At 70.1% G+C, this 24,164-nt stretch carries 26 protein-coding genes; 14 read left to right on the forward strand and 12 right to left on the reverse strand.

What is annotated here, in order from left to right:
* Positions 1 to 12: 12 nt before the first annotated feature.
* The 4 genes from aceA to ESP57_RS07975 all read right to left on the reverse strand — a co-directional run bounded on the left by aceA (position 13) and on the right by ESP57_RS07975 (position 4,663).
* Complete coding sequence (gene aceA, locus ESP57_RS07960; protein ID WP_115958744.1) at positions 13 to 1,335, reverse strand: isocitrate lyase; 1,323 nt, start codon at positions 1,333 to 1,335, stop codon at positions 13 to 15.
* 261 nt (positions 1,336 to 1,596) lie between these two features.
* Positions 1,597 to 2,523 carry a hypothetical protein gene (locus ESP57_RS07965; protein ID WP_129231172.1) on the reverse strand — a complete coding sequence of 309 codons (927 nt, stop codon included), beginning with the start codon at positions 2,521 to 2,523 and terminating at the stop codon, positions 1,597 to 1,599.
* A gap of 246 nt (positions 2,524 to 2,769) precedes the next feature.
* Positions 2,770 to 4,002 carry a sensor histidine kinase gene (locus tag ESP57_RS07970; RefSeq protein ID WP_129231173.1) on the reverse strand — a complete coding sequence of 411 codons (1,233 nt, stop codon included), beginning with the start codon at positions 4,000 to 4,002 and terminating at the stop codon, positions 2,770 to 2,772.
* Positions 3,995 to 4,663, reverse strand: coding sequence for a response regulator transcription factor (locus tag ESP57_RS07975; RefSeq protein ID WP_115958750.1), 669 nt, complete (start codon positions 4,661 to 4,663; stop codon positions 3,995 to 3,997). Before ESP57_RS07975 ends, ESP57_RS07970 begins: the two co-directional genes overlap by 8 nt.
* A gap of 164 nt (positions 4,664 to 4,827) precedes the next feature.
* Between ESP57_RS07975 and ESP57_RS18410 the strand changes: the two genes are divergently transcribed.
* From ESP57_RS18410 to ESP57_RS08010, 8 genes are all read left to right on the forward strand, one after another.
* Positions 4,828 to 5,376, forward strand: a complete 549-nt coding sequence (locus tag ESP57_RS18410) for a hypothetical protein (RefSeq protein ID WP_056005664.1) — start codon at positions 4,828 to 4,830, stop codon at positions 5,374 to 5,376.
* Positions 5,373 to 6,500 carry a peptidoglycan-binding protein gene (locus ESP57_RS07980; protein WP_165877415.1) on the forward strand — a complete coding sequence of 376 codons (1,128 nt, stop codon included), beginning with the start codon at positions 5,373 to 5,375 and terminating at the stop codon, positions 6,498 to 6,500. Before ESP57_RS18410 ends, ESP57_RS07980 begins: the two co-directional genes overlap by 4 nt.
* On the forward strand, positions 6,497 to 7,195 hold the full coding sequence (locus tag ESP57_RS07985) for an ABC transporter ATP-binding protein (protein ID WP_341539076.1): 699 nt from the start codon (positions 6,497 to 6,499) through the stop codon (positions 7,193 to 7,195). Before ESP57_RS07980 ends, ESP57_RS07985 begins: the two co-directional genes overlap by 4 nt.
* Entirely contained in the window at positions 7,192 to 8,379 is a 1,188-nt protein-coding gene (locus tag ESP57_RS07990; protein WP_243648455.1) for an ABC transporter permease, read from the forward strand. Before ESP57_RS07985 ends, ESP57_RS07990 begins: the two co-directional genes overlap by 4 nt.
* Positions 8,380 to 8,546: 167 nt before the next feature.
* A complete protein-coding gene (locus ESP57_RS07995; RefSeq protein WP_243648456.1) occupies positions 8,547 to 9,722 on the forward strand; it encodes an ABC transporter ATP-binding protein in 1,176 nt (391 codons plus the stop codon).
* 16 nt (positions 9,723 to 9,738) lie between these two features.
* Positions 9,739 to 10,914 (forward strand): polyamine ABC transporter substrate-binding protein, encoded by a 1,176-nt coding sequence (locus ESP57_RS08000; protein ID WP_056005677.1) that lies wholly within the window; start codon positions 9,739 to 9,741, stop codon positions 10,912 to 10,914.
* Positions 10,907 to 11,833, forward strand: a complete 927-nt coding sequence (locus ESP57_RS08005) for an ABC transporter permease (RefSeq protein ID WP_243648457.1) — start codon at positions 10,907 to 10,909, stop codon at positions 11,831 to 11,833. Before ESP57_RS08000 ends, ESP57_RS08005 begins: the two co-directional genes overlap by 8 nt.
* A complete protein-coding gene (locus ESP57_RS08010; protein ID WP_056005684.1) occupies positions 11,830 to 12,705 on the forward strand; it encodes an ABC transporter permease in 876 nt (291 codons plus the stop codon). The genes ESP57_RS08005 and ESP57_RS08010 overlap by 4 nt, the downstream gene beginning before the upstream one ends.
* 111 nt (positions 12,706 to 12,816) lie before the next feature.
* Here ESP57_RS08010 and ESP57_RS08015 read toward each other — a convergent pair whose 3' ends face one another.
* Together ESP57_RS08015 and ESP57_RS08020 are read right to left on the reverse strand one after the other, a co-directional pair.
* Positions 12,817 to 13,299, reverse strand: coding sequence for a hypothetical protein (locus ESP57_RS08015; RefSeq protein ID WP_115958758.1), 483 nt, complete (start codon positions 13,297 to 13,299; stop codon positions 12,817 to 12,819).
* Positions 13,300 to 13,427: 128 nt separating this feature from the next.
* Entirely contained in the window at positions 13,428 to 14,288 is an 861-nt protein-coding gene (locus tag ESP57_RS08020) for an NAD-dependent epimerase/dehydratase family protein (protein WP_129231176.1), read from the reverse strand.
* Between the two features lie 69 nt (positions 14,289 to 14,357).
* Here ESP57_RS08020 and ESP57_RS08025 point away from each other — a divergent pair, with 69 nt between their 5' ends.
* Together ESP57_RS08025 and ESP57_RS08030 are read left to right on the forward strand one after the other, a co-directional pair.
* Positions 14,358 to 14,747 (forward strand): winged helix-turn-helix transcriptional regulator, encoded by a 390-nt coding sequence (locus tag ESP57_RS08025; protein WP_129231177.1) that lies wholly within the window; start codon positions 14,358 to 14,360, stop codon positions 14,745 to 14,747.
* A 5-nt stretch (positions 14,748 to 14,752) separates the two neighbouring features.
* The gene (locus ESP57_RS08030; RefSeq protein WP_129231178.1) at positions 14,753 to 15,301 is read left to right on the forward strand and encodes a cysteine hydrolase family protein; all 549 of its coding nucleotides are present in this window, start codon (positions 14,753 to 14,755) and stop codon (positions 15,299 to 15,301) included.
* Positions 15,302 to 15,363: 62 nt separating this feature from the next.
* Here ESP57_RS08030 and ESP57_RS08035 read toward each other — a convergent pair whose 3' ends face one another.
* The 3 genes from ESP57_RS08035 to ESP57_RS08045 are packed head-to-tail and all read right to left on the reverse strand — an operon-like array spanning position 15,364 to position 17,254.
* A complete protein-coding gene (locus ESP57_RS08035; protein ID WP_115958764.1) occupies positions 15,364 to 15,933 on the reverse strand; it encodes a DUF3618 domain-containing protein in 570 nt (189 codons plus the stop codon).
* Positions 15,930 to 16,436, reverse strand: a complete 507-nt coding sequence (locus ESP57_RS08040) for a phage holin family protein (protein ID WP_129231179.1) — start codon at positions 16,434 to 16,436, stop codon at positions 15,930 to 15,932. The genes ESP57_RS08035 and ESP57_RS08040 overlap by 4 nt, the downstream gene beginning before the upstream one ends.
* Positions 16,433 to 17,254, reverse strand: coding sequence for a hypothetical protein (locus ESP57_RS08045; RefSeq protein ID WP_129231180.1), 822 nt, complete (start codon positions 17,252 to 17,254; stop codon positions 16,433 to 16,435). The genes ESP57_RS08040 and ESP57_RS08045 overlap by 4 nt, the downstream gene beginning before the upstream one ends.
* Positions 17,255 to 17,559: 305 nt before the next feature.
* Between ESP57_RS08045 and ESP57_RS08050 the strand changes: the two genes are divergently transcribed.
* Together ESP57_RS08050 and ESP57_RS08055 are read left to right on the forward strand one after the other, a co-directional pair.
* Entirely contained in the window at positions 17,560 to 18,522 is a 963-nt protein-coding gene (locus ESP57_RS08050) for a TIGR03557 family F420-dependent LLM class oxidoreductase (RefSeq protein ID WP_207904508.1), read from the forward strand.
* A 141-nt stretch (positions 18,523 to 18,663) separates the two neighbouring features.
* Positions 18,664 to 20,151 carry an XRE family transcriptional regulator gene (locus tag ESP57_RS08055; protein WP_129231181.1) on the forward strand — a complete coding sequence of 496 codons (1,488 nt, stop codon included), beginning with the start codon at positions 18,664 to 18,666 and terminating at the stop codon, positions 20,149 to 20,151.
* Between the two features lie 33 nt (positions 20,152 to 20,184).
* Here ESP57_RS08055 and ESP57_RS08060 read toward each other — a convergent pair whose 3' ends face one another.
* The 3 genes from ESP57_RS08060 to ESP57_RS08070 are packed head-to-tail and all read right to left on the reverse strand — an operon-like array spanning position 20,185 to position 22,108.
* The gene (locus ESP57_RS08060) at positions 20,185 to 20,922 is read right to left on the reverse strand and encodes an SRPBCC family protein (RefSeq protein WP_129231182.1); all 738 of its coding nucleotides are present in this window, start codon (positions 20,920 to 20,922) and stop codon (positions 20,185 to 20,187) included.
* 2 nt (positions 20,923 to 20,924) lie between these two features.
* Positions 20,925 to 21,527 carry a winged helix-turn-helix domain-containing protein gene (locus ESP57_RS08065; protein WP_129231183.1) on the reverse strand — a complete coding sequence of 201 codons (603 nt, stop codon included), beginning with the start codon at positions 21,525 to 21,527 and terminating at the stop codon, positions 20,925 to 20,927.
* Between the two features lie 26 nt (positions 21,528 to 21,553).
* Positions 21,554 to 22,108: a dihydrofolate reductase family protein gene (locus ESP57_RS08070; RefSeq protein WP_129231184.1), complete on the reverse strand. Its 555-nt coding sequence runs from the start codon at positions 22,106 to 22,108 to the stop codon at positions 21,554 to 21,556.
* Positions 22,109 to 22,341: 233 nt separating this feature from the next.
* Here ESP57_RS08070 and ESP57_RS08075 point away from each other — a divergent pair, with 233 nt between their 5' ends.
* Both ESP57_RS08075 and ESP57_RS08080 read left to right on the forward strand, forming a co-directional pair.
* On the forward strand, positions 22,342 to 23,790 hold the full coding sequence (locus tag ESP57_RS08075) for an NAD(P)/FAD-dependent oxidoreductase (protein WP_129231185.1): 1,449 nt from the start codon (positions 22,342 to 22,344) through the stop codon (positions 23,788 to 23,790).
* A complete protein-coding gene (locus ESP57_RS08080; protein WP_056005713.1) occupies positions 23,787 to 24,161 on the forward strand; it encodes a cupin domain-containing protein in 375 nt (124 codons plus the stop codon). Before ESP57_RS08075 ends, ESP57_RS08080 begins: the two co-directional genes overlap by 4 nt.
* Positions 24,162 to 24,164 lie beyond the last annotated feature (3 nt).

Here is a 24,164-nt window from a genome sequence, read left to right on the forward strand (position 1 = left end):
CCCGTGAGCGGGTCAGTGGTTGAACTGTTCTTCCTCGGTCGATCCGACGAGGGCGAGGGTTGCGCTGTTGGGGTTCAGCGCGGTGGCGATCTGGTCGAAGTAGCCGGTGCCCACCTCGCGCTGGTGGCGCGTGGCGGTGTATCCGGATGCCTCCGAGGCGAATTCCGCCTCCTGGAGCTCGACGTAGGCCGACATGTGGCGCTCGCTGTAATCCTTCGCGAGCGTGAACATGCCGTGGTTCAGGGAGTGGAAGCCCGCGAGGGTGATGAATTGGAACGCGTAGCCCATCGACGCGAGCTCGCGCTGGAACTTCGCGATCTGGTCGTCGTCGAGGTGGCGCTTCCAGTTGAACGAGGGCGAGCAGTTGTAGCTCAGGCGCTTGCCCGGGAACTTCGCGTGCACGGCCTCGGCGAAGCGGCGCGCGAGATCGAGGTCGGGCTCGGCCGACTCGACCCAGAGCAGGTCGGCGTACTCGGCGTACGCGAGGCCGCGGGCGATGACCGGCTCGATGCCGTTCTGCACCTCGTAGAAGCCCTCGGCCGTGCGCTCGCCCGTGACGAACTGGCGGTCGCGCTCGTCGTGGTCGCTCGTGAGGAGGGTCGCCGCGAGGGCGTCGGTGCGGGCGATGATGATCGACGGCACGCCGGCGACATCCGCTGCGAGGCGTGCCGCGTTGATCGTGCGGATGTGCTGGCTCGTGGGCACCAGCACCTTGCCGCCCATGTGGCCGCACTTCTTCTCGCTCGCGAGCTGGTCCTCCCAGTGCACGCCCGCCGCGCCGGCCTCGATCATCTGGTGCATGAGCTCGTACGCGTTCAGCGGCCCGCCGAAGCCGGCCTCGGCGTCGGCGACGATCGGGGCCATCCAGTCGCGGTCGTCGGTGCCCTGCTCGATCTGGCCGGCGCGGAGCAGCGCGTTGTTGATGCGGCGCACGACCGCCGGCACCGAGTTGGCGGGGTAGAGCGACTGGTCGGGGTAGGTCTGGCCGCTGAGGTTCGCGTCGGCCGCGACCTGCCAGCCGCTCAGGTAGATCGCCTTCAGGCCTGCGCGGACCTGCTGCACGGCCTGGTTGCCGGTGAGGGCGCCGAGCGCGGCCGACCACTGCGGGTCCTCCTGCGGGGCGAAGGCCGTGCCGGTGTTCTGCTGGATGTCCTGCCAGAGCTTCTCGGCGCCGCGCTTGGCGAGCGTGCGCTCCTCGCGAACCGGGCCGCGGAGGGCGATGACGTCTTCTGCGCTGTAGTCGCGGCTGATGTCGTCCCACCGCGGGTTCGCGTCCCACTCGAGCTGCAGCTCGGCTGCGGTCTGGGTCTGGTCGCCGGGGCGGTTCGTGCTCATGGTGTTGCTCCTTCGGTGCAGCGGGCGGATGCTTCGTGGTGCTCCGTTCGGCGTCTGCTTCGGCGCCGTCGGGGTGGCTGTGCATCCACTCTGCGCTCGTTCGAAGAGGTCGACCCTGCGATTCGGGGGGTGAACTTTCGACGTTCTTCTGCGCCTCGGAAGTTCCGCGCTCTCGCGCCTTGTCGGCTGCTCCTTCCAGCACCCCTCCCCTCGAGATGACACTTCTTGCCGCCGCATCCCGAGCTCACCCGGCAAGGACTGTCACCTCGATCCGCCGGCGACGCCGACCCACCCTCGATCCGCGAGTGCGCGAGCGGTGCGAGCGAGGAGGTCCGCGCGTGGGGTGCCCTTCGTGATGCGGATGACCCACCACCCGTCGTCGATGAGGTCGTTCAGCCTCGAGACATCCGTCGCCCACTGGCCGACATCGAAGAGGTGTTGTTCGCCGTCGTACTCGACGAGGACCTTGTACGCGCGGAACACCAGATCTCCTCTCGTGCGCCGCCCCGAGCGCAGGAGGATCGGGCCGTTCGGTTCGGGTTCGGGAAACCCGGCACGGGTGAGCACGAGTCGCGTGAAGGTCTCGCGGCGCGAGTACACGTTCGCCCGAATCGCCTGGCGGGCTTCGGCCAGCCGCCTCGTACCTCTCTTCGACCCATGACGCTGGATCGCTTCGTCGATCATTGGTTCGTCGGCGAGCGGGGCCGGCAACCCGAGCAGCCGCTCCCCCGCGGCGATGAGGTCGTCGACGCCGAGATGCTCCGCGAGCGAGCACCAGGTGTCGGCCGGTGCCGTCACCCGTGCGCCTCGAACACCCGCCACAGCGACGAGTCTCGGCTCGGCCGAAGTGCGGCTCCCAACCACCCCGCGGCGGCGCGGCGCACGTGTGCCGTCGGTTGCGATGACGTGCAGGCGCGGATCGCGTTCGATCGCGAGCGGGAGGGGAAGACCGAGGAGGACCGCGGCGGTCGGGCCGGTGAACGCCTGGCCGTCGGTCATGACGACCGCGAGTGCCGAGCAGCGCTCGCGCAGCGTGCGCAGGCGCTGCGCGTCGACACGGACACCACGATGCGGCGCCGCGAGGGTCGTCGATCGGAGGCGTCGGGGCGAAACGCCTGCAGCGAGCGCATCGGCGGTCGAGAAGGGAACTGCCTCGAAGCGCGGCGGGAGACGTGACGGTCGGCTCATCCGTCGATCGTCTTCCGATCGGCCCTGCGGCGTGGCCCGAGATGGCACGAGCCGAGGAGCACGCACTGCGACGTTCCGTGTGGAGGACGAGTCGATGCCGGTCGCAGCCCTCGTGGAAGCCATCGAGATGACAGCTCTTGTCGCTCCTCTGGGCGTGCCGGCGACAACGACTGTCACCTCGACGCGGTTGCAGAGGTGACAGGGGCGGCGAGGGGTGAGCGCGCGAGGCGAGGCGGCGCGAGTGCCTCAGCGCGGGAAGCGCACCGTGGCGCGCAGGCCCCCTCCGACCCGTGGCGAGAGCTCGAGTTCTGCGTCGTGGCGGGCGACGATCGCGGCCACGATCGAGAGGCCGAGTCCGCGCCCGCGATCGGCGGCGTCGCGCGTGCGTCCGCCTCCCCGCGTGAAGGGTGCGGTCAGGGTCGCGACGGTCGCGTCGTCGAGTTCGGCCCCGCTGTTCTCGACGACGAGGGTCGGCACGGAGCCCGAGGCATCCGTCGCCACCGTCACGAACCCACCGCGCTCGTTGTGGCGGATCGCGTTCTGCACGAGGTTCGCGACGAGCTGCCGCAGCAGCACCTCGTCGCCCTCGACGACCGCGGGCGCGAGCGTCGAGGTCAGGCGCACCCCTGCAGCGTCGCCTTCCGCCTTCCCTTCGTCGACGACGGATGTCGCGACGGCCGCGAGATCGACCGGCCCGGCGTCGCCGGACTCCGTCGACTCCAGTTCGGAGAGGTCGAGCAGGGCCTCGACGGTCGCGATGCTGCGCTCGTTCATCTCGCGCAGGCGTTCGAGCAGTTGCATGTCACCGCCCCGCGCGCTCAGCGCCACGTCGAGCATCGTGCGGGTGGTCGCGAGCGGCGTGCGCAGTTCGTGCGAGGCGTTCGCCGCGAATCGACGATCGGCATCGGCCGAACGCTCGAGCGAGTCGAGCATGCCGTCGAAGGTGTCGGCGAGGTCGGTGATCTCGTCGCGAGGGCCGGTGAGCCCGATGCGGTGGTCGAGGTGACCGCGAGTGGCGCGGTGCGCGGCGATGTTCACCTCTTGCAGCGGCTTGAGCATACGGCCGGCGACGAACCAGCCCGCCCAGGCGCCGCCCGCGGCGAGGAGTGCGAGTGCCCCGACCGACACCCAGAGCAGCAGTTGCAGGATGTCTGATCGCGAGCTCACGACGACGGTCGCCGCGGTCGTCGACAGGGAGAGGATGCCGGGGTCGTAGATCGGGACCGCCGGCACCGCCTCACCAGTCGCCGCGTCGAGCGGGGTCGACTCGAGCGGGATCGTTTCGTGCGGCTCCATGAGCGTGGCGGCCGGCTCGGCCGTCGCCGCGAACTCGTAACTCGGCACGAGGCCGACGACGAAGGCGACGATCACGAGCAGCACGGCGCCCGCGGTCGTCAACAGCAGGGCATACGTGAGCGCGAGCCGCGCACGCACGGTCAGGCGATAGCTGCGGGGCGCGGATGCCGCGGGCTCAGCCATGCGCCGCATCGATCGCGTAGCCCGCACCGGGGTCGGTGCGGATCATCCACGGCTCGCCGAGCTTGCGGCGGAGGGTCGAGATCGTGACCTTCACCGAGTTCGTGAACGGATTCGCGTTCTCGTCCCAGGCCTTCTCGAGCAGCGTCTCGGCACTCACGACTCCCCCGCCGGCGCGCATGAGCACCTCGAGCACCGAGAACTCCTTGCGGCTGAGGCGAATGAATCGTCCCTCGCGGTACACCTCCCGCCGGAACGGGTCGAGGGTCACGCCCGCCGCCTCGAGCCGCGGCGGCAGAGCGGTGAACCGGCGGCGCCCGAGCGCCCGCACGCGCGCGACGAGTTCGGGGAACTCGAACGGTTTCGCGAGGTAGTCGTCGGCGCCGAGTTCGAAGCCGCCGACCTTGTCGCCGAGTCGGCGCGCCGCGGTCAGCATGAGGATCGCGGGGCGCTCCTCGCGGGCGACGAGCGTGCGGCAGACCTCGTCGCCGTGCACACCCGGAAGGTCGCGGTCGAGCAGCACGACGTCGTAGTCGTTGACGTCGATGTTGAAGAGGGCGGCGTCGCCGTCGGCGGCGACATCCGCTGCGATCGCCTCGAGAGCGAGCCCGGCGCGCACGGCCTCGGCGAGGTACGGCTCATCCTCCACGATCAACACGCGCACGTCCCACTCCTCTCGATCACGGCATCCGGATGTTCCGACCGACTCGTCCAGTGAATCCCGTCGGGCGTAAGGAAAACGTCAATGCCGACCTTTACTCCACTACAACCGCCCTATGTGTGAGCTGAGTTCTGCGCCAGTCCGTGGCGCGATCGAAAGGACACCCCATGACCACACGTTCCACTCGCGGAGCCCGTGCAGGGCTCGCGTTCACCGGTATCGCCCTGCTCCTCGCGCTCAGCGCCTGCGCACCGAACGGAGCGGATTCGGCTGATCTGAAGTCCGGCGACTCGGATGCCGCCTACGAGGAATGGTCCGCCGAGTTCACCTCCTGCATGAAGGGGGAGGGCATCGACATGCAGATGGCGACGACCGCCGACGGCACGGCGAGCGACAGCACCACGATGGATTCGGGCGAGGCCGTCGACCCCGACGAGATCGACGTCGAGGCGATGGATGCCGCGAACAGGAAGTGCATCGACAAGGTCGGCGAACCGCCGGTGATTCCGGGCATGCCCGACGCCGAGGAGATGAACGAGGCCTCCCTGCGCTTCGCCGCGTGCATGCGCGAACGCGGCTACGACTACCCCGACCCCGAGATCTCGGCCGACGGCTCGGTCGGCATGAGCGAGGCGATGTCGATCGACGAGTTCGACCCGGCCGACATCGATGCGTGCAGCGAAGCTGCCGACTACCCGACGATGGACGAAGAGTGAGCGCCGAACCTCAGACGGGCGATGACGCGATGACGGATGACGCGGCGACCCCGCCCGCCCGACGGCGTCGCCGCGCCCCCTGGCTCATCGCCGGGGCCTGCGTCGCCGTGCTCGGCATCGCCGGCACGGTGCTCGCGGTGACCTGGCCGGCGTCGTCGACGGAGGGCGGAGACGCGGCGAACGAGGCTGCGGACGTCGCAACCACGGCCGTGACCCGCGGCGACCTGACCGAGCGCGTCCGCTTCAACGGCCGCCTCGGCTACGGCACGACGCAGGAGCTCGGCACGACCCTCGGCGGCACGATCACCTGGCTGCCCGACGCCGGCGCCGTGCTCGACCGCGGCGCGACGATGTTCCGCGTCGACGACGACCCGGTGGTGCTCCTGCTCGGTGCACTGCCGATGTGGCGGCCGTTCGCCGAAGGCATGGACGATGGCCCCGACGTGCTGCAGCTCGAGCAGAACCTCGCCGCGCTCGGCTTCTTCGAGCGCGAACCCGACTCGGAGTTCGCCGGCTCGACCGCTGCGGCGATCGAGCGCTGGCAGAAGTCCCTCGGCCTCGAGCAGACCGGCTCGATCGAACCGGGCCGCATCGTGTTCGCCCCTGCTCCCGTGCGCGTGGCGGAGCGCAAGCTGCAGGTCGGCGCGGGCGCCGGCCCATCGGTCATCGCGGTGTCGGACACCGTGAAGCGCGTGAACGCCTTCCTCCCGCCGAACCTCGAACCGATCGCACCGGTCGGCACCCAGGTGCAGCTCACCCTTCCCGGCGGCGGCACCGTGCAGGGCACGGTGAGCGCGGTCGGCGCCCCCGTCGAGCAGGATGACGACCAGGGCGGGAAGAAACTCAAGCTGCCCATCACGATCACGCTCGACGACCCGGCGGCCGCCGACGGGCTCGACGACGTCGGCGTCAGCGGCGAGCTCGCGGCGGTGCGGCGGGAGGATGCCCTGCTCGTGCCGGTCACGTCGTTGCTCGCACGCACCGGCGGCGGCTTCGCCGTCGAGATCGTGGAGAAGGGCGCCGTGAAGACGGTGACGGTCGAGCTCGGCCTGTTCGCCGACGGACTCGTCGAGGTCACGGGCGGCGAGCTCGAAGCCGGCGACGAGGTCGTGGTGCCCGAGTGAGCGCGCCGCTCATCCGCATGCGCTCGGTCACGCGCACCTACGGCTCACCGCCCACCGTCGCGCTCAGGCATGCCGACCTCGACGTCGAGCGCGGTGAGATGCTCGCGATCGTCGGCCCGAGCGGCTCGGGCAAGTCGACGCTGCTGAACCTCATGGGCACCCTCGACCGGCCGAGCTCGGGTGACATCGAGATCGACGGGTACGACACCGGCGAGATGAGCGACGCGGAGCTCTCGGGCCTACGTGCGCACACCATCGGCTTCGTGTTCCAGCAGTACCACCTCGCCGAGGGCGTCACCTCGCTCGACAACGTCGCCACCGGCCTGCTCTACGCCGGGGTGCCGAAGGCCGAGCGACGTGCACGCGCCGCCATCGCACTCGAGCGCGTGGGACTCGCCGCTCGCACCCGCCACCGCCCGAACGAGTTGTCGGGCGGCGAACGTCAGCGCGTCGCGATCGCTCGCGCCGTCGTCGGCGAACCGGCCCTGCTCCTCGCCGACGAGCCCACGGGGGCGCTCGACACCCGCTCGGGCGAGGCCATCGTCTCGATCCTCGCCGAACTCAACGCAGGAGGCACGACGGTCGTCGTGATCACCCACGACCCGCAGGTCGCCGAGCGGATGCCCCGTCGGGTCGGCATCCGCGACGGCGTGCTGTCGACCGGGGCGGGCGTCATGGCCGGGTCTCGCTCGTGAACGGCCTGCGCTCCCGTCTCCGCACGGCGGACCTGCTCGGGCTCGGGCTGCACGGCCTCCGATCGAGGCCGATGCGCGCGGTGCTCTCCGCCCTCGGCATCGCGATCGGCATCGCCGCGATGATCGCCGTGGTCGGCATCTCGACGTCGAGCGAGGCGCTCGTCAAGCAGAAGCTCGCCGCGCTCGGCACGAACCTCCTCACCGCCACGGCCGGATCCGACTTCTTCGGGAAGGACTCCGAACTGCCCGCCGACGCGATCGATCGCGTGCGGCGCATCGACGGCGTCGAACAGGCGAGCTGGAGCGCCACGCTCGCCGACGTGCACGTCTACCGCAACGCGCTCATCGATCCGGGCGCCACCGGCGGACTCACCGTGGTCGCCGCCGACCTCGACCTGCTGGCGGCGACGGGCACCGGGCTCGCCTCGGGCGCGTGGCTCAACGGCGCCACCGAGCAGTTCCCGGTCGTCGTGCTCGGAGCGAAGGCCGCGGAGCGCCTCGGCATCGTCACGATCGGCAGCGCCGTCGAGATCGGCGGGCGGCAGTTCACGGTCGCCGGCATCCTCGACCCGTCGCCGCTCGCCCCCGAACTCGACTCCGTCGCGGTGGTGGGCGGGCCGATCGCCGCCGAGCTCTTCGAATTCAACGGGTCGCCGACGGTGATCTACGAACGCTCGGCCGATGACCTCGTCGAGCAGGTTCGCGAGATCCTGCCCGCCACGATCAATCCCGAGTCGCCGACCGAGGTGAAGGTCAGCCGTCCCTCCGATGCGCTCGCTGCGAAGAACACGATCGACCAGGCCTTCACGGGTCTGCTCGTGGGCGTGGGTTCCATCGCCCTGCTGGTCGGCGGCATCGGCGTCGCGAACACGATGGTGATCTCGGTGCTCGAGCGGCGCCAGGAGATCGGCCTGCGGCGTTCGCTCGGCGCGACGCGCGGACACATCCGCTCGCAGTTCCTCGTCGAGGCCATCCTGCTGGCGCTGTGCGGCGGCATCGCCGGCACGGCGATCGGCTGGGTGATCACGGCGGTCGTCGCCGGAGCGAACGGATGGCTCGTGGCGGTGCCCCCCGCCGTGCTCGCCGCCGGCGTGGTCGCGACCGTCGTCGTCGGGGCCGTGGCCGGCGCGCTGCCCGCGGCGCGAGCCGCACGTACGTCGCCGACGGCGGCGCTGAACGCCTGACGCGGACGTCACTCCGCGTAGGAGAAATTTCAGACGGACTGTCGGGCGGGCGCCGCCCGCCCGATGGTTTGTCGCGTTCACGGTCGCGCGCATTGCACACGAAGGGCCTCACGGATTGAATGGCAAGCCTGCGCGACGGTGTGCGGGTGAACTGGAGGTGCTGGCACGTGACCACGGCAACGACCACCGAGGCGGAGGCGGCGACCACCTCGTCGCCCGGCGCAGAGGCTCCCGGAACGGTCGTCATCGACGCCGTCACCAAGCACTACGGCGATTCGACCGCCGTCGACCGCCTCTCGCTCACGATCGAGGCCGGCGAGTTCATCTCGCTCCTCGGCCCCTCGGGGTGCGGCAAGACCACGACGCTGCGCATGATCGCCGGCTTCGAGGAACCAGATGACGGCGACATCCGCGTCTCGGGCCGTTCAGTGCTCGGCGTGCCGCCCTACCGACGCGACGTCAACACCGTGTTCCAGGCGTACGCCCTCTTCCCGCACATGTCGGTCGCCGAGAACGTCGCGTACGGTCTCCAGCAGAAGCGCACCCCGAAGGCCGAGATCCACGACCGGGTCGTCGACGCGCTCGACCTCGCCCAGATGCGCCGCTTCGCCGACCGCAAGCCCACCCAGCTCTCGGGCGGCCAGCAGCAGCGCGTCGCGCTCGCCCGCGCCCTCGTCAACCGGCCCTCGGTGCTGCTGCTCGACGAGCCGCTCGGCGCCCTCGACCGGCAGCTGCGCGAAGAGATGCAGCTCGAGCTGAAGCTGCTGCAGTCGCGCCTCGGCGTCACCTTCGTCTTCGTCACGCACGACCAGGGCGAGGCGCTCTCGATGAGCGACCGCATCGCGATCATGCGCAGCGGTCGCATCGAGCAGCTCGCCGACGCCGACACGGTCTACGCCCGACCTGCCTCGGCGTACGTCGCCGCATTCGTCGGACAACAGAACTTCTTCAGCGGCACGGTCGTCGAGGGCGGCACGGCCGTCGACTCGACGCACGCGCTCGTGCGCGGCACCTCTGCCGGACTCCCAGCGGGCGGCACCGGCCTCGCGGCCGTGCGCCCCGAGTTCGTGAGCATCGAAGCGGATGTCGCAGCCGACGCATCCGGTGCGGCGAACACCGCCCGCGGCAGCCTGATCGGCGTCTCGCACCTCGGCGAGACCATGCAATACCTCGTGCGCCTCGGCGACGACCAGAGCCTCATCGCACGTCGCCCCTCGCCCGAGGCGCCGCAGTTGTCGGTCGGCGACGCGGTCGTGTGCTCGTGGCGCGCCGAGAGCGTGCTCCTCTTCCCGGCCGACGATGCGGCGAGCGCGAGCGGCTACGTCGCGCCGCCGACCGTCTGAGCCCCGAGGAGTCACGATGTCATCCGAAGAGATCCGCATCCTCGCGCCCGCCGGCGCGGCCAAGACCATCCGGCGCGAGCTCTCGCGTCGCCGCTTCCTGAGCTTCGCCGCCGCGGCGAGCTCGGCCGGGCTGCTCGCCGCGTGCGCGCCGACCGGGTCGCCCACCACCGCGCGGGCCTCTGGCGGCCCGCTCGAGTCGAAGCTCTCGATCTACACCTGGGGCGACTACGACGCCCCCGACGTGCTCGACGCCTTCACCGCCGACCTCGGCCCGAAGATCTCGCTCAGCGCCTTCAACTCGAACGAGGAGATGGTCGCGAAGCTCGTCGGCGCGCGCGGCACGAGCGGCTACGACATCGTCGTGCCGACCGGCACCTTCGTCGCGCAGATGGCCGAGCACGGGTTGTTGGCCAAGCTCAACCACGACCTCATCCCGAACCTGAAGCACGTCGACCCGACGTTCCTCGGCCGGGCCTGGGATCCCGACAACGAGTACTCGATCTGCAAGGCCTGGGGCACGACCGGGTTCGTGTACGACGTCACCGCGATCGACCGCGAGCTGAAGGACTGGAACGACTTCATCGACGCGGCGCAGAACGAGGCGAGCGGCAGGACGTCGCTGCTCGACGACCCCTCGGAGATCACGGGCATCTACTTCTGGGCCAACGGCATCCCGTGGACCACGACCGACCCCGATGACCTCGACGCGGCCGAGGCGTTCCTCGTGAACGAGCTCGCGCCGCACATCTCGGCGTTCGACTCCTACCCGGGCGGCAGCGCGATCCCGCAGGCGACCCAGATGCTCATGCAGTCGTACAACGGCGATGCCCGCCTGGGCATCCTCGAGAGCCCCGAGCCGGAACGCTGGAAGTACGTGCTCGGCTCACCGGCGACGGAGATCTGGATGGACAACTGGGCGATCGCCGCGGGGGCGCCGAACCCCGAGGCGGCGCACGCGTTCATCGACTACGTGCTCTCCCCCGAGAACGCGCTCGCCGAACTCGACTACATCGGGTACGACACCGGCGCGAAGGGCATCGAGCAGGTGGCGTCGGACGCCGGCCTGCCGATGCTCGACCTCGTGTTCTTCACGCCCGAGCAGGTCGCGACCATGCACGAGGGCGAGCTGACCGAGGCGCAGGAGCGGGTCGTGCAGATCTGGAACGCGACGAAGGCGGCGGCTGGTGCGTAAACGACTCCCCGGATTCCTGCTCGCGGCACCCGCCTGGGCGTGGCTCGCCGTCTTCTTCGTCGCCCCGGTCGGGATGGTCGTGTGGTTCAGCTTCGGCTACAAGCCGAGCATCTTCGCCACCCAGGCCACCGACCGGCTCTCATTCGACCGATACGCCGAGGTCTTCAGCCCGACGTTCTTCGCGACGTTCCAGAACACGCTCTGGGTCGGGGTCGTCGGCACCGTGCTGTGCTTCCTGATCGGACTGCCCGTCGCCTACTGGATGGCGGTGAAGGCTCCGCCGTCGCGGCGCGGCCTCCTCGTCGCGCTCGTGATGGTGCCGTTCTGGACGAACTTCCTGGTGCGCACCCTCGGCTGGCAGGTGATCCTCTCGCCCGACGGCTGGCTGTCGACGGCGCTGCAGGGCATCGGCTTCGAGCCCCTCGCCATACTGAACACCCGCGGCGCGGTCCTCCTCGGCGTCGTCTACAACTACCTGCCGCTCATGATCCTGCCGCTGTTCGTCGCGTTCGACCGGGTGAACGGGCCGCTCCGGGAGGCGTCGAAGGACCTCGGCGCCGGCAAGTGGACGACCTTCTTCCGCATCACCCTGCCCCTCGCGCAGCCCGGCATCATCGCGGGCGTGCTGCTGGTGTTCATCCCCCTCATGGGCGACTACATCACGGCGACCGTGCTCGGCGGGGCGAAGGGCAACATGGTCGGCCAGCTCGTGGCGAGCCAGTTCCAGACCGCGCAGAACTGGGCGCTCGGCTCGGCGATGGCGGTCGTGCTGATCATCGTCATCCTCGCCACCGTCGCCGTCGGCGCTGCGATCGTGTGGCTCGTAACCCTGCCGATCCGGGCGAGCCACCGGCTCGTGATCGGTGCGCCGGCGACGGCGCCGGCATCCGCTTCGATTCATGAGGAGGTCGCGGCATGAGTGCTCCAGCAGCGCAGCGACAGGTGCGACGGTCGCGCAAGGCGTGGTCGGATGTCGCGTTCGACGTGTGGGGCGTCCTGGTGCTCGTCTTCCTGTTCGCCCCCATCGCGGTCATCATCGTCTCCTCGTTCAACGTGGGACGGCTGCTCGTCTCGTGGGACGGCTTCGGGTTCGACTCGTTCCTCGCGCTCCTCGCGAAGCCCGCCATCCGCGACGCCGTGTGGATCTCGGTCGAGACGGGCTTCGTCGCCGCGTTCGCCGCCACGGTGCTCGGCACCCTCGCGGGCATCGCGATGGCGCGGCATCCGGGCAAGTGGGTGTGGTGGTTCATGGGACTGCTGCTGCTCGTCTCGGTCACGCCCGAGATCGTCGACGCGGTCGCGCTGCTGCCGTGGATGGTCTTCCTCGGCCAGGACCTCGGCATGTCGCTCTTCAACGACGGCATCGTGCGCCTCGTGATCGGCCACTCGCTGTTCTCGATCACGGTCGTCTCGTACCTCGTACGGGCGAGGCTCGTCGGTCAGGAGGCACAGCTCGAGGAGGCATCCGCCGACCTCTACGCGACGCCGACCCGCACCTTCCGCAAGGTCACCCTGCCGCTCGCGATGCCCGCCGTGCTCGCCGGGTTCCTGCTCTCGTTCACGCTCAGCCTCGACAACACGGTCATCGCGGCGTTCGTCTCGGTCTCGGGCTCGACGCCATGGCCCGTCTACGTGCTGAGCGCCCTGCGAAGCGGGCTGCGGCCCGAGATCGCGGCGGTCTCGACGATCATGCTCGTGCTGACGCTCATCGCGCTCGGCCTCGTCGCGCTCGTGCTGCGTCGGGCGGGAGACTCGGCGGCCGACATCGCCCGAACGATGGGCGGCGGCTGAGTCTCCCGCGTCGTCGCGCACGCGCGACCGCGCTCGTACACACGCAGCACACACGACAGGGGCGGGAGCAACAGCTCCCGCCCCTGTCGTGTCAGTGCTGCTCGCGCGCGACTAGCCGATCGACGAGCAGACACCGACCAGGTCCGTCATGGACTTCTGCAGCGTCGCGGCCTGCTCGCTGATCTTCGTCATGTCGACGCTGGCCGGGTCGGTGGTGATGGCCGTGATCAGCTCGGAGTACGCGGTCACGGCGTCAGCGGCGCCCGTCGCGACGACGGAGACCTCTTCGTTCGAGATCTTGCCCGAGGCCTCCGTGAGCGAGACCTTGACGGTCTCGAACGCGGCGAGTGCAGCGGCGGCGTCGGTCATGTCCACCGTCGTCAGCCCGGTGAGCTCCTCCATGCTGGTCTTGACGATCCCGCACGCCTCGTCTTTGGTCTGCCCGGCGTCGGCCTTGGGCTCGGATTCCACGGACTCGGACGACGCCTCGCCCTTCGTGTCCTCGCCGGCAGCGGTGCCGGTGGCGGCGCAACCGGTGAAGAGCAGGGCGAGTGCGGCGAGCGAGCCGGCGGCGATCAGGCGTGTAGACGTCATGTGCGTGTTGTTCCCCTTCGGATACGGGTCGATCCGACCCCCCGGCCATCCAACCAGTCGCCGCAATCCCCCGACATGGGGAGCACTCCCCATTGACGCGGTGAAGAACGACACCGGTGCGGCCGCGCTCAGGCGGCGGATGCCTCGTTCGTCACGACGTCGACCACGCTCGAGTGCTCCGGGACCCAGCCGAGCTCGCGGGCCTTGCTGCCGGAGGCGCGCTGATCGAGCAGGAGCGCATCGGCGAACGCGGCGCCGAGTCGTGCGCGGGTGATCTCGACGGGCTCGGGGGCGACGCCGGCTCCGCCCGCCACCGCGCGGGCGAGCGCCCGCACCGTCGTCGGGTTGCCGTCGCTGCCGACGATGCGGCCGAGCGGTCCGTCGTGGGTGAGTGCGAGTTCGTAGAGCCGGGCCAGGTCATCGACGTGCACCCACGTCCAGTGCTGGGTGCCGTCGCCGATGAGCCGGAGCTCGCCTCCCTCGCCGCGGGGCGCGTCGGTGATGAGTCCGGCGAGTCCGCGGCCGCGGCCGTAGACGACCCCGGGCACGACGATCGCGGCATCGACGGATGACGCGAGCAGTCGCTCCTCGAGCGGCACCCGCCAGGCGACGAGTTCAGGGGCGTCGAGCGGGCCTTCCTCGTGGATCGCATCGCCCGAGCCGTATGCCCAGATGCCGCTCGTCAGCACGAACCGCTTCGAGGTGCCGCCGAAGCGATCGATGACGGTGTCGATGACCGCCGTGTTGAACGCCTCGGCTCCCGCTTCGGGGGCGGCCGTGTGCACCGCACCGTCGACGCCGTCGAGCACGGCGCCGAACCACGCGGCATCCGTCACCTCGCCCTCGACGGCCGCCGCACCTCGCGCGGCGACGCGCGCGGCGGCCTCGGGAGTGCGGACGACGGCGACGACCTCGTGGCCGGAGGCGATGAGCGTATCGAGCACGGAGGATCCGATGTAGCCGGTGGCACCGGTCAGGAGAATTCGCATGGGGACCACGGTATGCATCGGATACTGGTTACTTCAACGGAACCGATCCCGAGGGAGACGAGGTAGCCCATGTCGACGTCGCTGCTGGACGAGGACGGGGCCCACGCAACCGCGATGGACGTGCTGAGCCCCGACTGCCCGAGCCGGGTCGTGTTCGGCCGCATCGGCGAGCGGTGGACGATGTTCGTCATCCTCGCGCTCGAGCCCGGGCCGATGCGGTTCACCGCGCTGAAGGCCCGAGTCGGAGTGGTCACGCCGAAGGTGCTCACCGAGACGCTCCGTGCACTCGAGGGCGACGGCCTCGTGTCGAGGCGGGCCTTCGACGAATCGCCGCCCCGGGTCGAGTACGCGCTCACCCCGCTCGGCAGGTCGCTGCTGGAGCCGATCGCCGCGATGCGGGCGTGGGCCGAGGCGCACGTGCCCGAAGTGCTCGCGTCGCGCGATCGGGCGCTATCGTGACTCTCGTGACCCGCACCCTCGTGATCATCGACATCCAGAACGACTACTTCGAGGGCGGCGCGCACCCGCTGGTCGGCCCCGATGCCGCCGCCGCCAACGCCGCGCGCCTGCTCGCCTCGCATCGCGAGGCCGCCCAGCCCGTCGTGCACGTGCAGCACGTGTGGGATGCCCCCGACGCCGCGTTCTTCGCGCCCGGCACCCACGGCGTCGAGATCCACCCGCTCGTCGCCCCTGCCGAGGGCGAGCCCGTCGTCGTCAAGGCGCACCCGAACTCGTTCCTCGGCACCGATCTCGACGCACGACTCCGCGCGGCCGGGGCGGACGTCGACGGCGTCGTGATCGTCGGGATGATGTCGAGCATGTGCGTCGACGCGACGGTGCGCGCCGCCGCCGACGCCGGCTACTCGGTGACCGTCGTCCACGACGCGTGCGCCGCCCCCGACCTCACCTTCGGCGACACCTCGGTGCCCGCCGCGCAGGTGCACGCCGCGTTCATGGCGGCGCTCGGCGACAGCTACGCCGAGGTCGTCTCGACCGACGAGCTGCTCGGCTGACCCCGACGGGCGCGATGCCGCTCCGAGAGTGGAGCGGCATCGCGTCATCCGTTCGTCGGCGGTCAGCCCATCCGGCGCTCCGCCGCATGCTTGGCCTCGGCCTGCACCTCTGATGCCGCCGACGCCCCCTCGTCGCGCACGACTTCGACGGCCTCGGTCGCGCGTTCCTTGACGGCCTCCGCCCCCTGCATGGCCGGCTCGCGCAAGTGCTCGACCGACTCCTGCGCCACATCCCGCGCCTCCTCGATGAGGGGGGCTGCCGCCTCCTTCGCCTTCTCGGCCAGGTCTCGTTCCGGCTTCGACGCCGGGATGAGGGATGAGGCGAGCCATCCGACACCGAAGGCGATGAGGCCGACGGCGATCGGGTTGCCCTGCGTCGCCGATGCGACCTTGCGCGGCGCTCCGGCAACGGCCTCTCCGGCGGAGTCGACAGCGGACTCGGCCGAGTCGATCACGTCGGAGGCCGTGCCCATGACCCGGTCGGTCAGTCGGCCGACCGCGTCTCTCATCCTGTGGCCTTGGCGTTGCGCCATCTTGGCGGGGTTGACCTTGTCGGCGAGCGCGTCGACGTCGCTGCCGAGTTCTCGTCGGGTCCGCTCGATGTCCGAACGGATCAGTTCCGGGTCACTCATCGGTTCTCCTCATTTCTCTTCAGCGTCTCGGGAATCCTCTTGACGCTCTCGACGGTCTCCGGGATGCCCTCGACGCTGTCGAACTCCTTCTTGCCGACGACCGCGAGCACGACCGCGACGACGGCCCAGATGGCGGCGACGACGATGGCCGACCAGGCATTCCCGATCAGGTAGCCGAGTCCCCACCAGAGCGCGATCGAGAGGAAGAGCGCCGCGAACAGTCCCGCGACGCCGGCACCGCCGTACATGCCGGCGCCCTTTCCGGCCCGCTTCGCCGAACGTGAGATCTCGGCCTTGGCCAGCTCGACCTCCTGCCGCATGAGCAGGGAGACGTCACGGCTCACCTCCGCGAACAGGTCGCCGAGCGAGGTCGTCTCGGCGTGCACCTCGGAGGGCGTGGGCGATGACGAGGGCGGGTCGACGGATGTCGCGGGCGCGCCCACGCCCGGACCAGCCGAGCCCAGTCGTGCATCGTGCGCGCCGATGCGGGGTTCATCGGTCATCGTGCTGCGCCTCCCCTGGGTGCACCGACCGACGGTGCGCCGATCGATCCGGACCGGCCGGCGCCGGGCATGCCGGTGGCGGCGGTGGCAGGCGCCGTTGCCATCCCGGTCGCCGGCGTGCTGGTGGCGGACGCCCGCGACTCAGTGGCCGTGGAACCACGGTCGGGCGGCGTTGCGAGGGCGCGCGTCAACCGCCCGACGACGACGCCGGCTCCGACGGCGATCGCGAGGAAGGCTCCCGGTCGCCGGCGGGCGAAGGTCTTCACCTCCTGCACGAGGGAGCCGGGGTCGCGGGCATCGAGCCACCGTGCGACGTCGTCGGCGCGTCGGCCGGCTTCGCGCACGAGGTCGGTGGCATACCCCGACTCGCTGGACTGGTCGGCCATCTGCGTGAACTGCGCTCCCGCTGAGCGGAGTCCGCCGGCCACTCGCTTCTGCTGCACCGCGGCTTGCTCCCGCAGCTCGACGGTGACATCGTCGGCGAGCCGGCGCGCCTGCTCCGCGGTCTCCTCGACGACGGCCTTGCCTTCCTCCTTGGCGACGTCGACCACTCGGTGGCCGGCGTCGCCGGCATCGGAGGCGACCGAGGCGGCGTCGTCCGCGAGCGAAGATGACCGGCCCGCGCCGGTCGGGCCGGCGGAGCCGGTCGTGGCACCGCCGACGGGACCGCCGGTCGCGGCGGACCCGCGGGTCGCGTCGGAATCCTCGGTCACCTCGGAACCGCCCCCGGGGACCGCCCCGAAGCCGGCGTCGACGTCGCTCGTGGAGCCCGCGGCCGGCGAACCGTACGAAGGCTGCGATGGGGTGTTCTCGGTCATCTTGCTCTCGCTTCCGTGATGTCGGTCCAGCGCGGGACCGATGCCGGTTCGGCGTCGGTCCGCGCCGTCGGGTCGACCGGGGTCGGACGGGTCATGAGGTCGACACCGGCTGATGCGCGCAACGTTAGATCGGCGGCGCTTGCACGAGAAGGGACTTGCGCGTCCGACGACTGCGGCGTATAACGCGGGTGATCCGTCGGCGCGCAGCCACGCATTGTCGTCGGTGAGGGTTCCGGGCGCAAGCGCCTTCCGGGCCGGACTGCGCGCGCGTAGCGTCGCCTGCGCACGTCCGGTGAGGGGGACCGATGATCCGATACGGATACAAGCTGGCCGCAGAGGGCTTCGCCCCGGGAGAGCTCGTTCGCCAGGCCGAGCTCGCCGAGCAGAGCGGCTTCGACTTCGTCGAGATCAGCGACCACTTCCATCCCTGGCTCGACTCGCAGGGCCACTCGCCGTTCGCGTGGAGCGTGCTCGGCTCGATCGCGGCGAAGACCACTCGGCTCGGGCTCGCGACCGGGGTCACGTGCCCGACCGTGCGGTACCACCCCGCCGTCATCGCCCAGGCGGCTGCGACGCTCGCCCTCCTCTCCGACGGTCGGTTCACGCTCGGCGTCGGCTCCGGCGAGCGCCTGAACGAGCACGTCGTGGGGCGCGGCTTTCCGGCCGTCGCAGAGCGGCAGGACCTGCTGCGCGAAGCGATCGAGATCATCCGGCTGCTGTGGTCGGGCGGGTACCACTCGTACCGAGGCGAGTACCTCGACCTCGAGGACGCCCGCGTGTTCGACCTTCCCGACGAGCTGCCCGTCATCGCGGTCGCGGCGGGCGGTCCGGATGCCGCGGAGCTCGCCGCCGAACTCGGTGACGGCATGTTCGGCACCGAACCGAAGCCCGAGTTGCTCGAGACGTACCGCGCCGCGGGCGGCGTTGGTCCGAGGTACGGCGAGGTGGGTCTCGCATGGGCGGAGACCGAGGAGGCGGCGGTCCGGTCGGCATTCGAGACGAGTCGCTGGTCGCTCACCGGGTGGAAGGTCATGAGCGAGCTCCCCAACCCGGCGAATTTCGAGGCGGCGGCCGAGGTCGTCAGGCCGGAGGACGTGGCGAACGCCATGCCCTGCGGGCCCGATGTCGCGAAGCACCTCGACGCGATCCGCAAATACGAGGAGGTCGGCTACGACCACGTCGTGCTGATGAACAACGGGCCCGACCCCGACGGGTTCATGGACTTCTTCGCGAACGAGCTGAAACCGCGGCTGAGTCCGTCGGCCTGACGGCGTCGGCCGCAGAACCGCGATCTTTCACTGCGAGGTGCAGCACGATCGCGGCAGATTTCCGGAAGTTGCTGGTTCAACTCGGAAATTCCGGGATTCTTCCGTTTGCGGCATCCGATCACCCATGTCACCATCGAAGGCATGATCACCGCGGATCGCAGCGCGACCCCCTCCCCCGACCTCGCCGAGTCGAGTGCCGACGAGGTCGACGCGCTCACGCTCGGCCGTCGCATCCGCGACCGTCGCGCGGCGCGCGGCATGACCCTCGGCGAGCTCGCCGCCGCGATCGACCGCGCACCGTCGCAGGTCTCCGCGATCGAGAACGGCAAGCGGGAGCCCCGCCTCTCGATGCTGCGCACGATCGCGCTCGCCCTCGGGACGAGCGTCGACGAACTGCTCCGAGCGGATGCCCCTTCGGAACGCGCCGCGCTCGAGATCGCCGTCGAGCGCGCCCAGCGCGGGCCGGTGTTCGCGGCGCTCGGCCTGCCCTCGTTCCGCGTGGCCAAGAGCATGAACGACCAGACGCTGCAGACGATCCTGAGCCTCCACAACGAGATCGACCGGCTGCACCGCGAACGCGCGGCGACACCCGAGGAGGCGCGACGGGCCAACGCCCAGTTGCGCGCCGAGATGCGCGCCCGCGACAACTTCTACCCCGAGCTCGAGGCGAAGGCGGCCGAGCTGCTCGAGGCGGTCGGCCACACGGGCGGGCCGGTCTCGCACCAGCTCGTCGCCGACATGGCGAGCCACCTCGGCTACTCCCTGCACTACGTGGGCGACCTGCCGCACTCCACGCGATCGGTCACCGACAAGCGCAACGGCCGCATCTACCTGCCGACGCAGCAGTCGCCGTCGCGCGACTCCCGTTCGCCGATCCTGCAGGCGCTCGCGAGCCACCTGCTCGGCCACGAGGAGCCCGCCGGCTACGCCGACTTCCTGCGCCAGCGCATCGAGACGAACTACCTGACCGCCGCCATCCTGCTGCCAGAGCAGGCCGCGGTGCGCTTCCTCACCGAGGCGAAGAACCTGCGCCGCATCTCGATGGAGGAGCTGCGCGACGCGTTCGCCGTCTCGTACGAGACGGCCGCGCACCGGTTCACGAACCTCGCCACGGCGCGGCTCGGCATCCCCGTGCACTTCACGAAGGTGCACGAGTCGGGCACGATCATCAAGGCGTACGAGAACGACCGCGTGCGCTTCCCGAGCGACGCGCTCGGGGCGATCGAGGGCACGACGATGTGCCGCAACTGGACGGCCCGCACCGTCTTCGACGTCGAGGACCGCTTCAGCCCCTGGTACCAGTACACCGACACCCCGTCGGGCACGTTCTGGTGCACCTCGCGCATCGAGAAGGCCAAGGAGGGCGAGTACTCGGTCTCGGTCGGCGTGCCGTTCGAGCACGTGAAGTGGTTCCGCGGGCGAGAGACACCGCATCGTGCGGTTTCACGATGCCCCGACCCCGCCTGCTGCCAGGCGCCGACCGGGCTCGCCGATCGGTGGGCGGATGCCTCGTGGCCCGCTGCGCGCACCCCGACGTCGTTGCTCGCGGCCCTGCCCACCGGCACGTTCCCGGGCGTCGACCAGACCGAGGTGTACCAGTTCCTCGAGGCGCACGCGCCGCGCGACTGACGCCACGCGATTGACGCCGCGCGACCGAAGCGGTCAGGGAGCGACCGCGTCGAGCCAGCCCTGCCATGCACGCGTGCCGTCGGGCGCGTCGACCTCGCCCGCGAAGACGTGGTGGCCGACCCCGGCGGCGTAGTGACCGCGGTAGAAGCGATAGAGCGCGTCGGCGCTGCGGACGCCCAAGGTCTCCCACGTCGCCGAATCGACGGTTCCGGAAATCGGCGCGAGCCCCGACGGAGTCAGCGTGACCGTGTCTCCGATGGACTCCGTGCCGGTCACGCCGAGATCGGCCTTCATGGCACTCCACCGCCGGTCGAGATCGCCGAACGGAGCGGACGCGGTGATCGCGATCCCCGGTCGCCCGGCGAAGTGCGTGAGGTACTCGACGAGCGTGTGCCGGTACATCCGGCCACCCGAGAGCATCGCCTCGAATTCGTCCTCCCAGTCGTCGCCGGGGAGGAACCCGCTGGAGACGATCCTGAGCACGGTGCTGCCTGCGGCACGTGCCTCGATGAGGAACTCCATGGCGAAGAACCGCCCGTCGGGACTCTCGGCACCCGTGAATGAGAAGTGACGCACCGGCTCGTACGCGCCGATCGTCGACTCCTGGGCGTAATTGCCCATCGTCGTGCGCACGACTCCCTCTCGTGGGTCCACCTCGGTGGCCCCCATGAACCAGGAGCTCAGGCCGGGGCCGGTCGCGATCGCCTGCCATACCGTTTCGGCGGAGAGGTCGAAGTGCAGTTCGGCGGGCTCTTCGAAGCGATGCGACATGGTCAGTCCTCCTGGGTGGTCGACGGCGGCTTCGTGCTCGGATGGATGGCGAGGACGAGCCGGTAGTCGCGACCCCGCACCGCGGACTCGTCGTGGTACCGGCTCACGAGCTCGAGGGCGGCGTTGCTGAGCTCCTCGGCGAAGGCTGCACGGTCGGCGGCGGACGCGAATCGGATCTCGCCGTCGAGGGCGAAGGTGGCGAGCGGCTTCGATTGGCGTGCCGCCGCGGTGATGAGTGCCCCGACATCTCGCACGAGCCGGGCGGCGAGCGCCAGCATCCAGCCTGCCGAGAGCCGATCGGGCGACCGGGCGGGGTCGGGCTGCACGGAGGAGAGCGCCGCCGGCGTGATCACATAGGACGACGCCGTGGCCCGCATGACCCGTTCGATGACGTTGCCCTTCTTGCGCTCCTCGGCGAGCTCGATCAGGCCGTGCTCCTCGAGGGTCCTGAGGTGGTAGTTCACCTTCTGCCGAGGGAGCCCGAGGCGATGGCCCAGCGCGGTGGCCGAGTTCGGCACGGCGAGCTCGGCGAGAAGCCGGGATCGGATCGGATCGAGGGATGCGACCGCGGCATCCGCGTTCTCGATCGGGCTCACATCGAGCATGAGGACTCCTGGGTTCGAGTGGGAGATCAGGATACGGCGGCTGCATGCGTCGGACGGAGCCTCCGCACCGTCACCCCGTTGGGGTAGTCGGTGGAATCCATGATGTCGAAGCCGATGTTCGTGGTGAAGACCGGAAGCCCGCTGCCGAGCACGACGGGGTGGATCGTGAGGCGGTACTCGTCCACCAGACCGTGCGACGAGAGGTACTGGGCGAACGCGGCGCCGCCCGAGACCCCGATCGGGCCACCGGGAAGCGACTTGAGACGAGCGATCTCCTCTTCGGGACTGCCTGTCGCGAGCCGTGCATTGTTCCAATCGACGTCCGTCAGCGTCGTCGAGAAGACAACCTTCTCGACGTTGTTCATGACGTCGGCGAGCGGGCCCTCGGCCGCCGGCCAGGTCGCGGCCTGACCCTCGTAGTTCTTGCGACCCATGAGGATCGTGTCGAGCCCCCCGAGCAGCTGCTGGGTATCGGCCATCAGCTCGGGGCTGAAGTTCGGAAACACCCAATCGAGCCCTCCGTCATCGGTGGCCACGAAGCCATCGAGGGATACGTTCATGCCGAGTGTGACTGTTCTCATCGTTCCATCTCCTGATCCGGTGCTGCGGACGGACCGGGAATTCCCAGTTCCGTGTCGATACGACCAGCGTCGCACCGACAAGAAGATTTGTCAAGACAATTCCATTGATCGGTTGGCTGCGGTACTCCGGCCACCGTGTCCGGCCGCGAGCTGATGTCGAGACACGACGAACTGGCGCGCGTGCACGCCCCGCGAAAGGATGGATGCACCACAACCGCATCGGAGTGATACCTGTGGGCACCACCGTCTTCGAACGACAGAAGCCGCCGGCATCCGTCATCGCCCATTCGCTCGAGCACACCGCCCGTTCGGTGTTCTGGCTCGACGACCTGCCCGAGGGGGCGGTGGGCGGTCGCCCGAAGCTCACCGGCGACCACGTCGCCGACCTCGTCATCGTCGGCGGCGGCTACACGGGCCTCTGGTCGGCGGTGCTCGCCAAGCGCCGCAACCCCGGGGCGCGCATCGTGCTCGTCGAGGCGAAGAGCATCGGCTGGGCGGCATCCGGTCGAAACGGCGGGTTCTGCGAGGCGAGCCTCACGCACGGCGATGGGAACGGCACGGCGCGCTGGCCGAAGGAGATGCCGACCCTCCACCGCCTCGGCATGCAGAACCTCGACGCGATCGAGGCGGCAGAGGCCGAGTACGGCATGGACTTCCACTTCGAGCGAACCGGCATGCTCGCGCCCGCGATCGAGGAGCACCAGGTCGAGTGGCTGCGCGACTGGCATGCCGAGGCCGTGAAGCAGGGCGACGAGGGCGTCGTCTTCCTCGACGAGGCGGCCGTGCAGGCCTCCGTGGCCTCGCCGACCTACCTCGCCGGCGTCTGGGAGCAGCGCACGAACGCGATGGTGCATCCTGCGCGCCTCGCATCCGAGCTCGCCCGCGTCGCCGAAGACCTCGGCGTCGAGATCTTCGAGCACTCGCCCGTCAAGCGCATCGACACCCCCGGCTCGACCGGCGCCGTCTCGGTGATCACCGAGAGCGGTCGCGTCGACGCCGCACACGCCGTGCTCGCGACGAACGTGTTCCCGTCGCTCCTGAAGCGCAACCGGCTCATGACGGTGCCCGTCTACGACTACGTGCTCATGACCGAGCCCCTGTCGGAGCAGCAGCTCGCCGACATCGGCTGGAAGGATCGCCAGGGCATCGGCGACATGGCGAACCAGTTCCACTACTACCGCCTCTCGAAGGACAACCGCATCCTCTTCGGCGGGTACGACGCGATCTACAACTACGGTCGCAAGGTGCGTGCGGAGTACGAGAACCGCCCCGAGAGCTGGCAGAAGCTCGCGAGCCACTTCTTCACGACCTTCCCCCAGCTCGAGGGCCTGCAGTTCAGCCACCAGTGGGCCGGCGCGATCGACACGAGCACCCAGTTCACGGCGTTCTTCGGCACGGCACGCGACAACCGCGTCGCGTACGCCGCCGGCTTCACGGGCCTCGGCGTCGGCTCGACGCGCTTCGCGGCCGAGGTCATGCTCGACCTGCTCGAGGGTCGCGACAACGAGCGCACGCAGCTCGAGATGGTGCGCAAGCGCCCCCTGCCCTTCCCGCCCGAACCTGCGGCATCGATGGGCATCAACGCGACCCGCTGGTCGCTCGATCGTGCCGATCACAACCGCGGCAAGCGCAACATCCTGCTGAAGACGCTCGACGCACTCGGACTGGGGTTCGACTCATGAGCGACGATCTCCGCCTCCTCGCCGGCGCACTGACGGATGCCCCGGGGCTCGTGCTCGAGCACGAACCCGTGCCTGCCGACCAGGTCGTCGCCGGCGCGCCCGCCACCGGCTACGCGGCGCTCGACTCGTCGGACGCCGGCGAGATCGGCGTCTGGGAGATGACGCCCGGCGCGATGCGCGACGTCGAGGTCGACGAGGTCTTCGTCGTGCTGTCAGGCGCCGCGACCGTCGAGTTCGAGACGGCGCCGACCGGGCGCGGTCATCTCGACCCGATCATCCTCGCCCCCGGCGCCGTCGTGCGCCTCGAGGCGGGCATGAAGACGATCTGGACCGTGCGCGAGACGCTGCGCAAGGTGTTCATCTCGCGCTGAGGC

Source organism: Agromyces fucosus (assembly GCF_004134865.1).
GTDB classification, from domain to species: Bacteria; Actinomycetota; Actinomycetes; order Actinomycetales; family Microbacteriaceae; genus Agromyces; species Agromyces fucosus.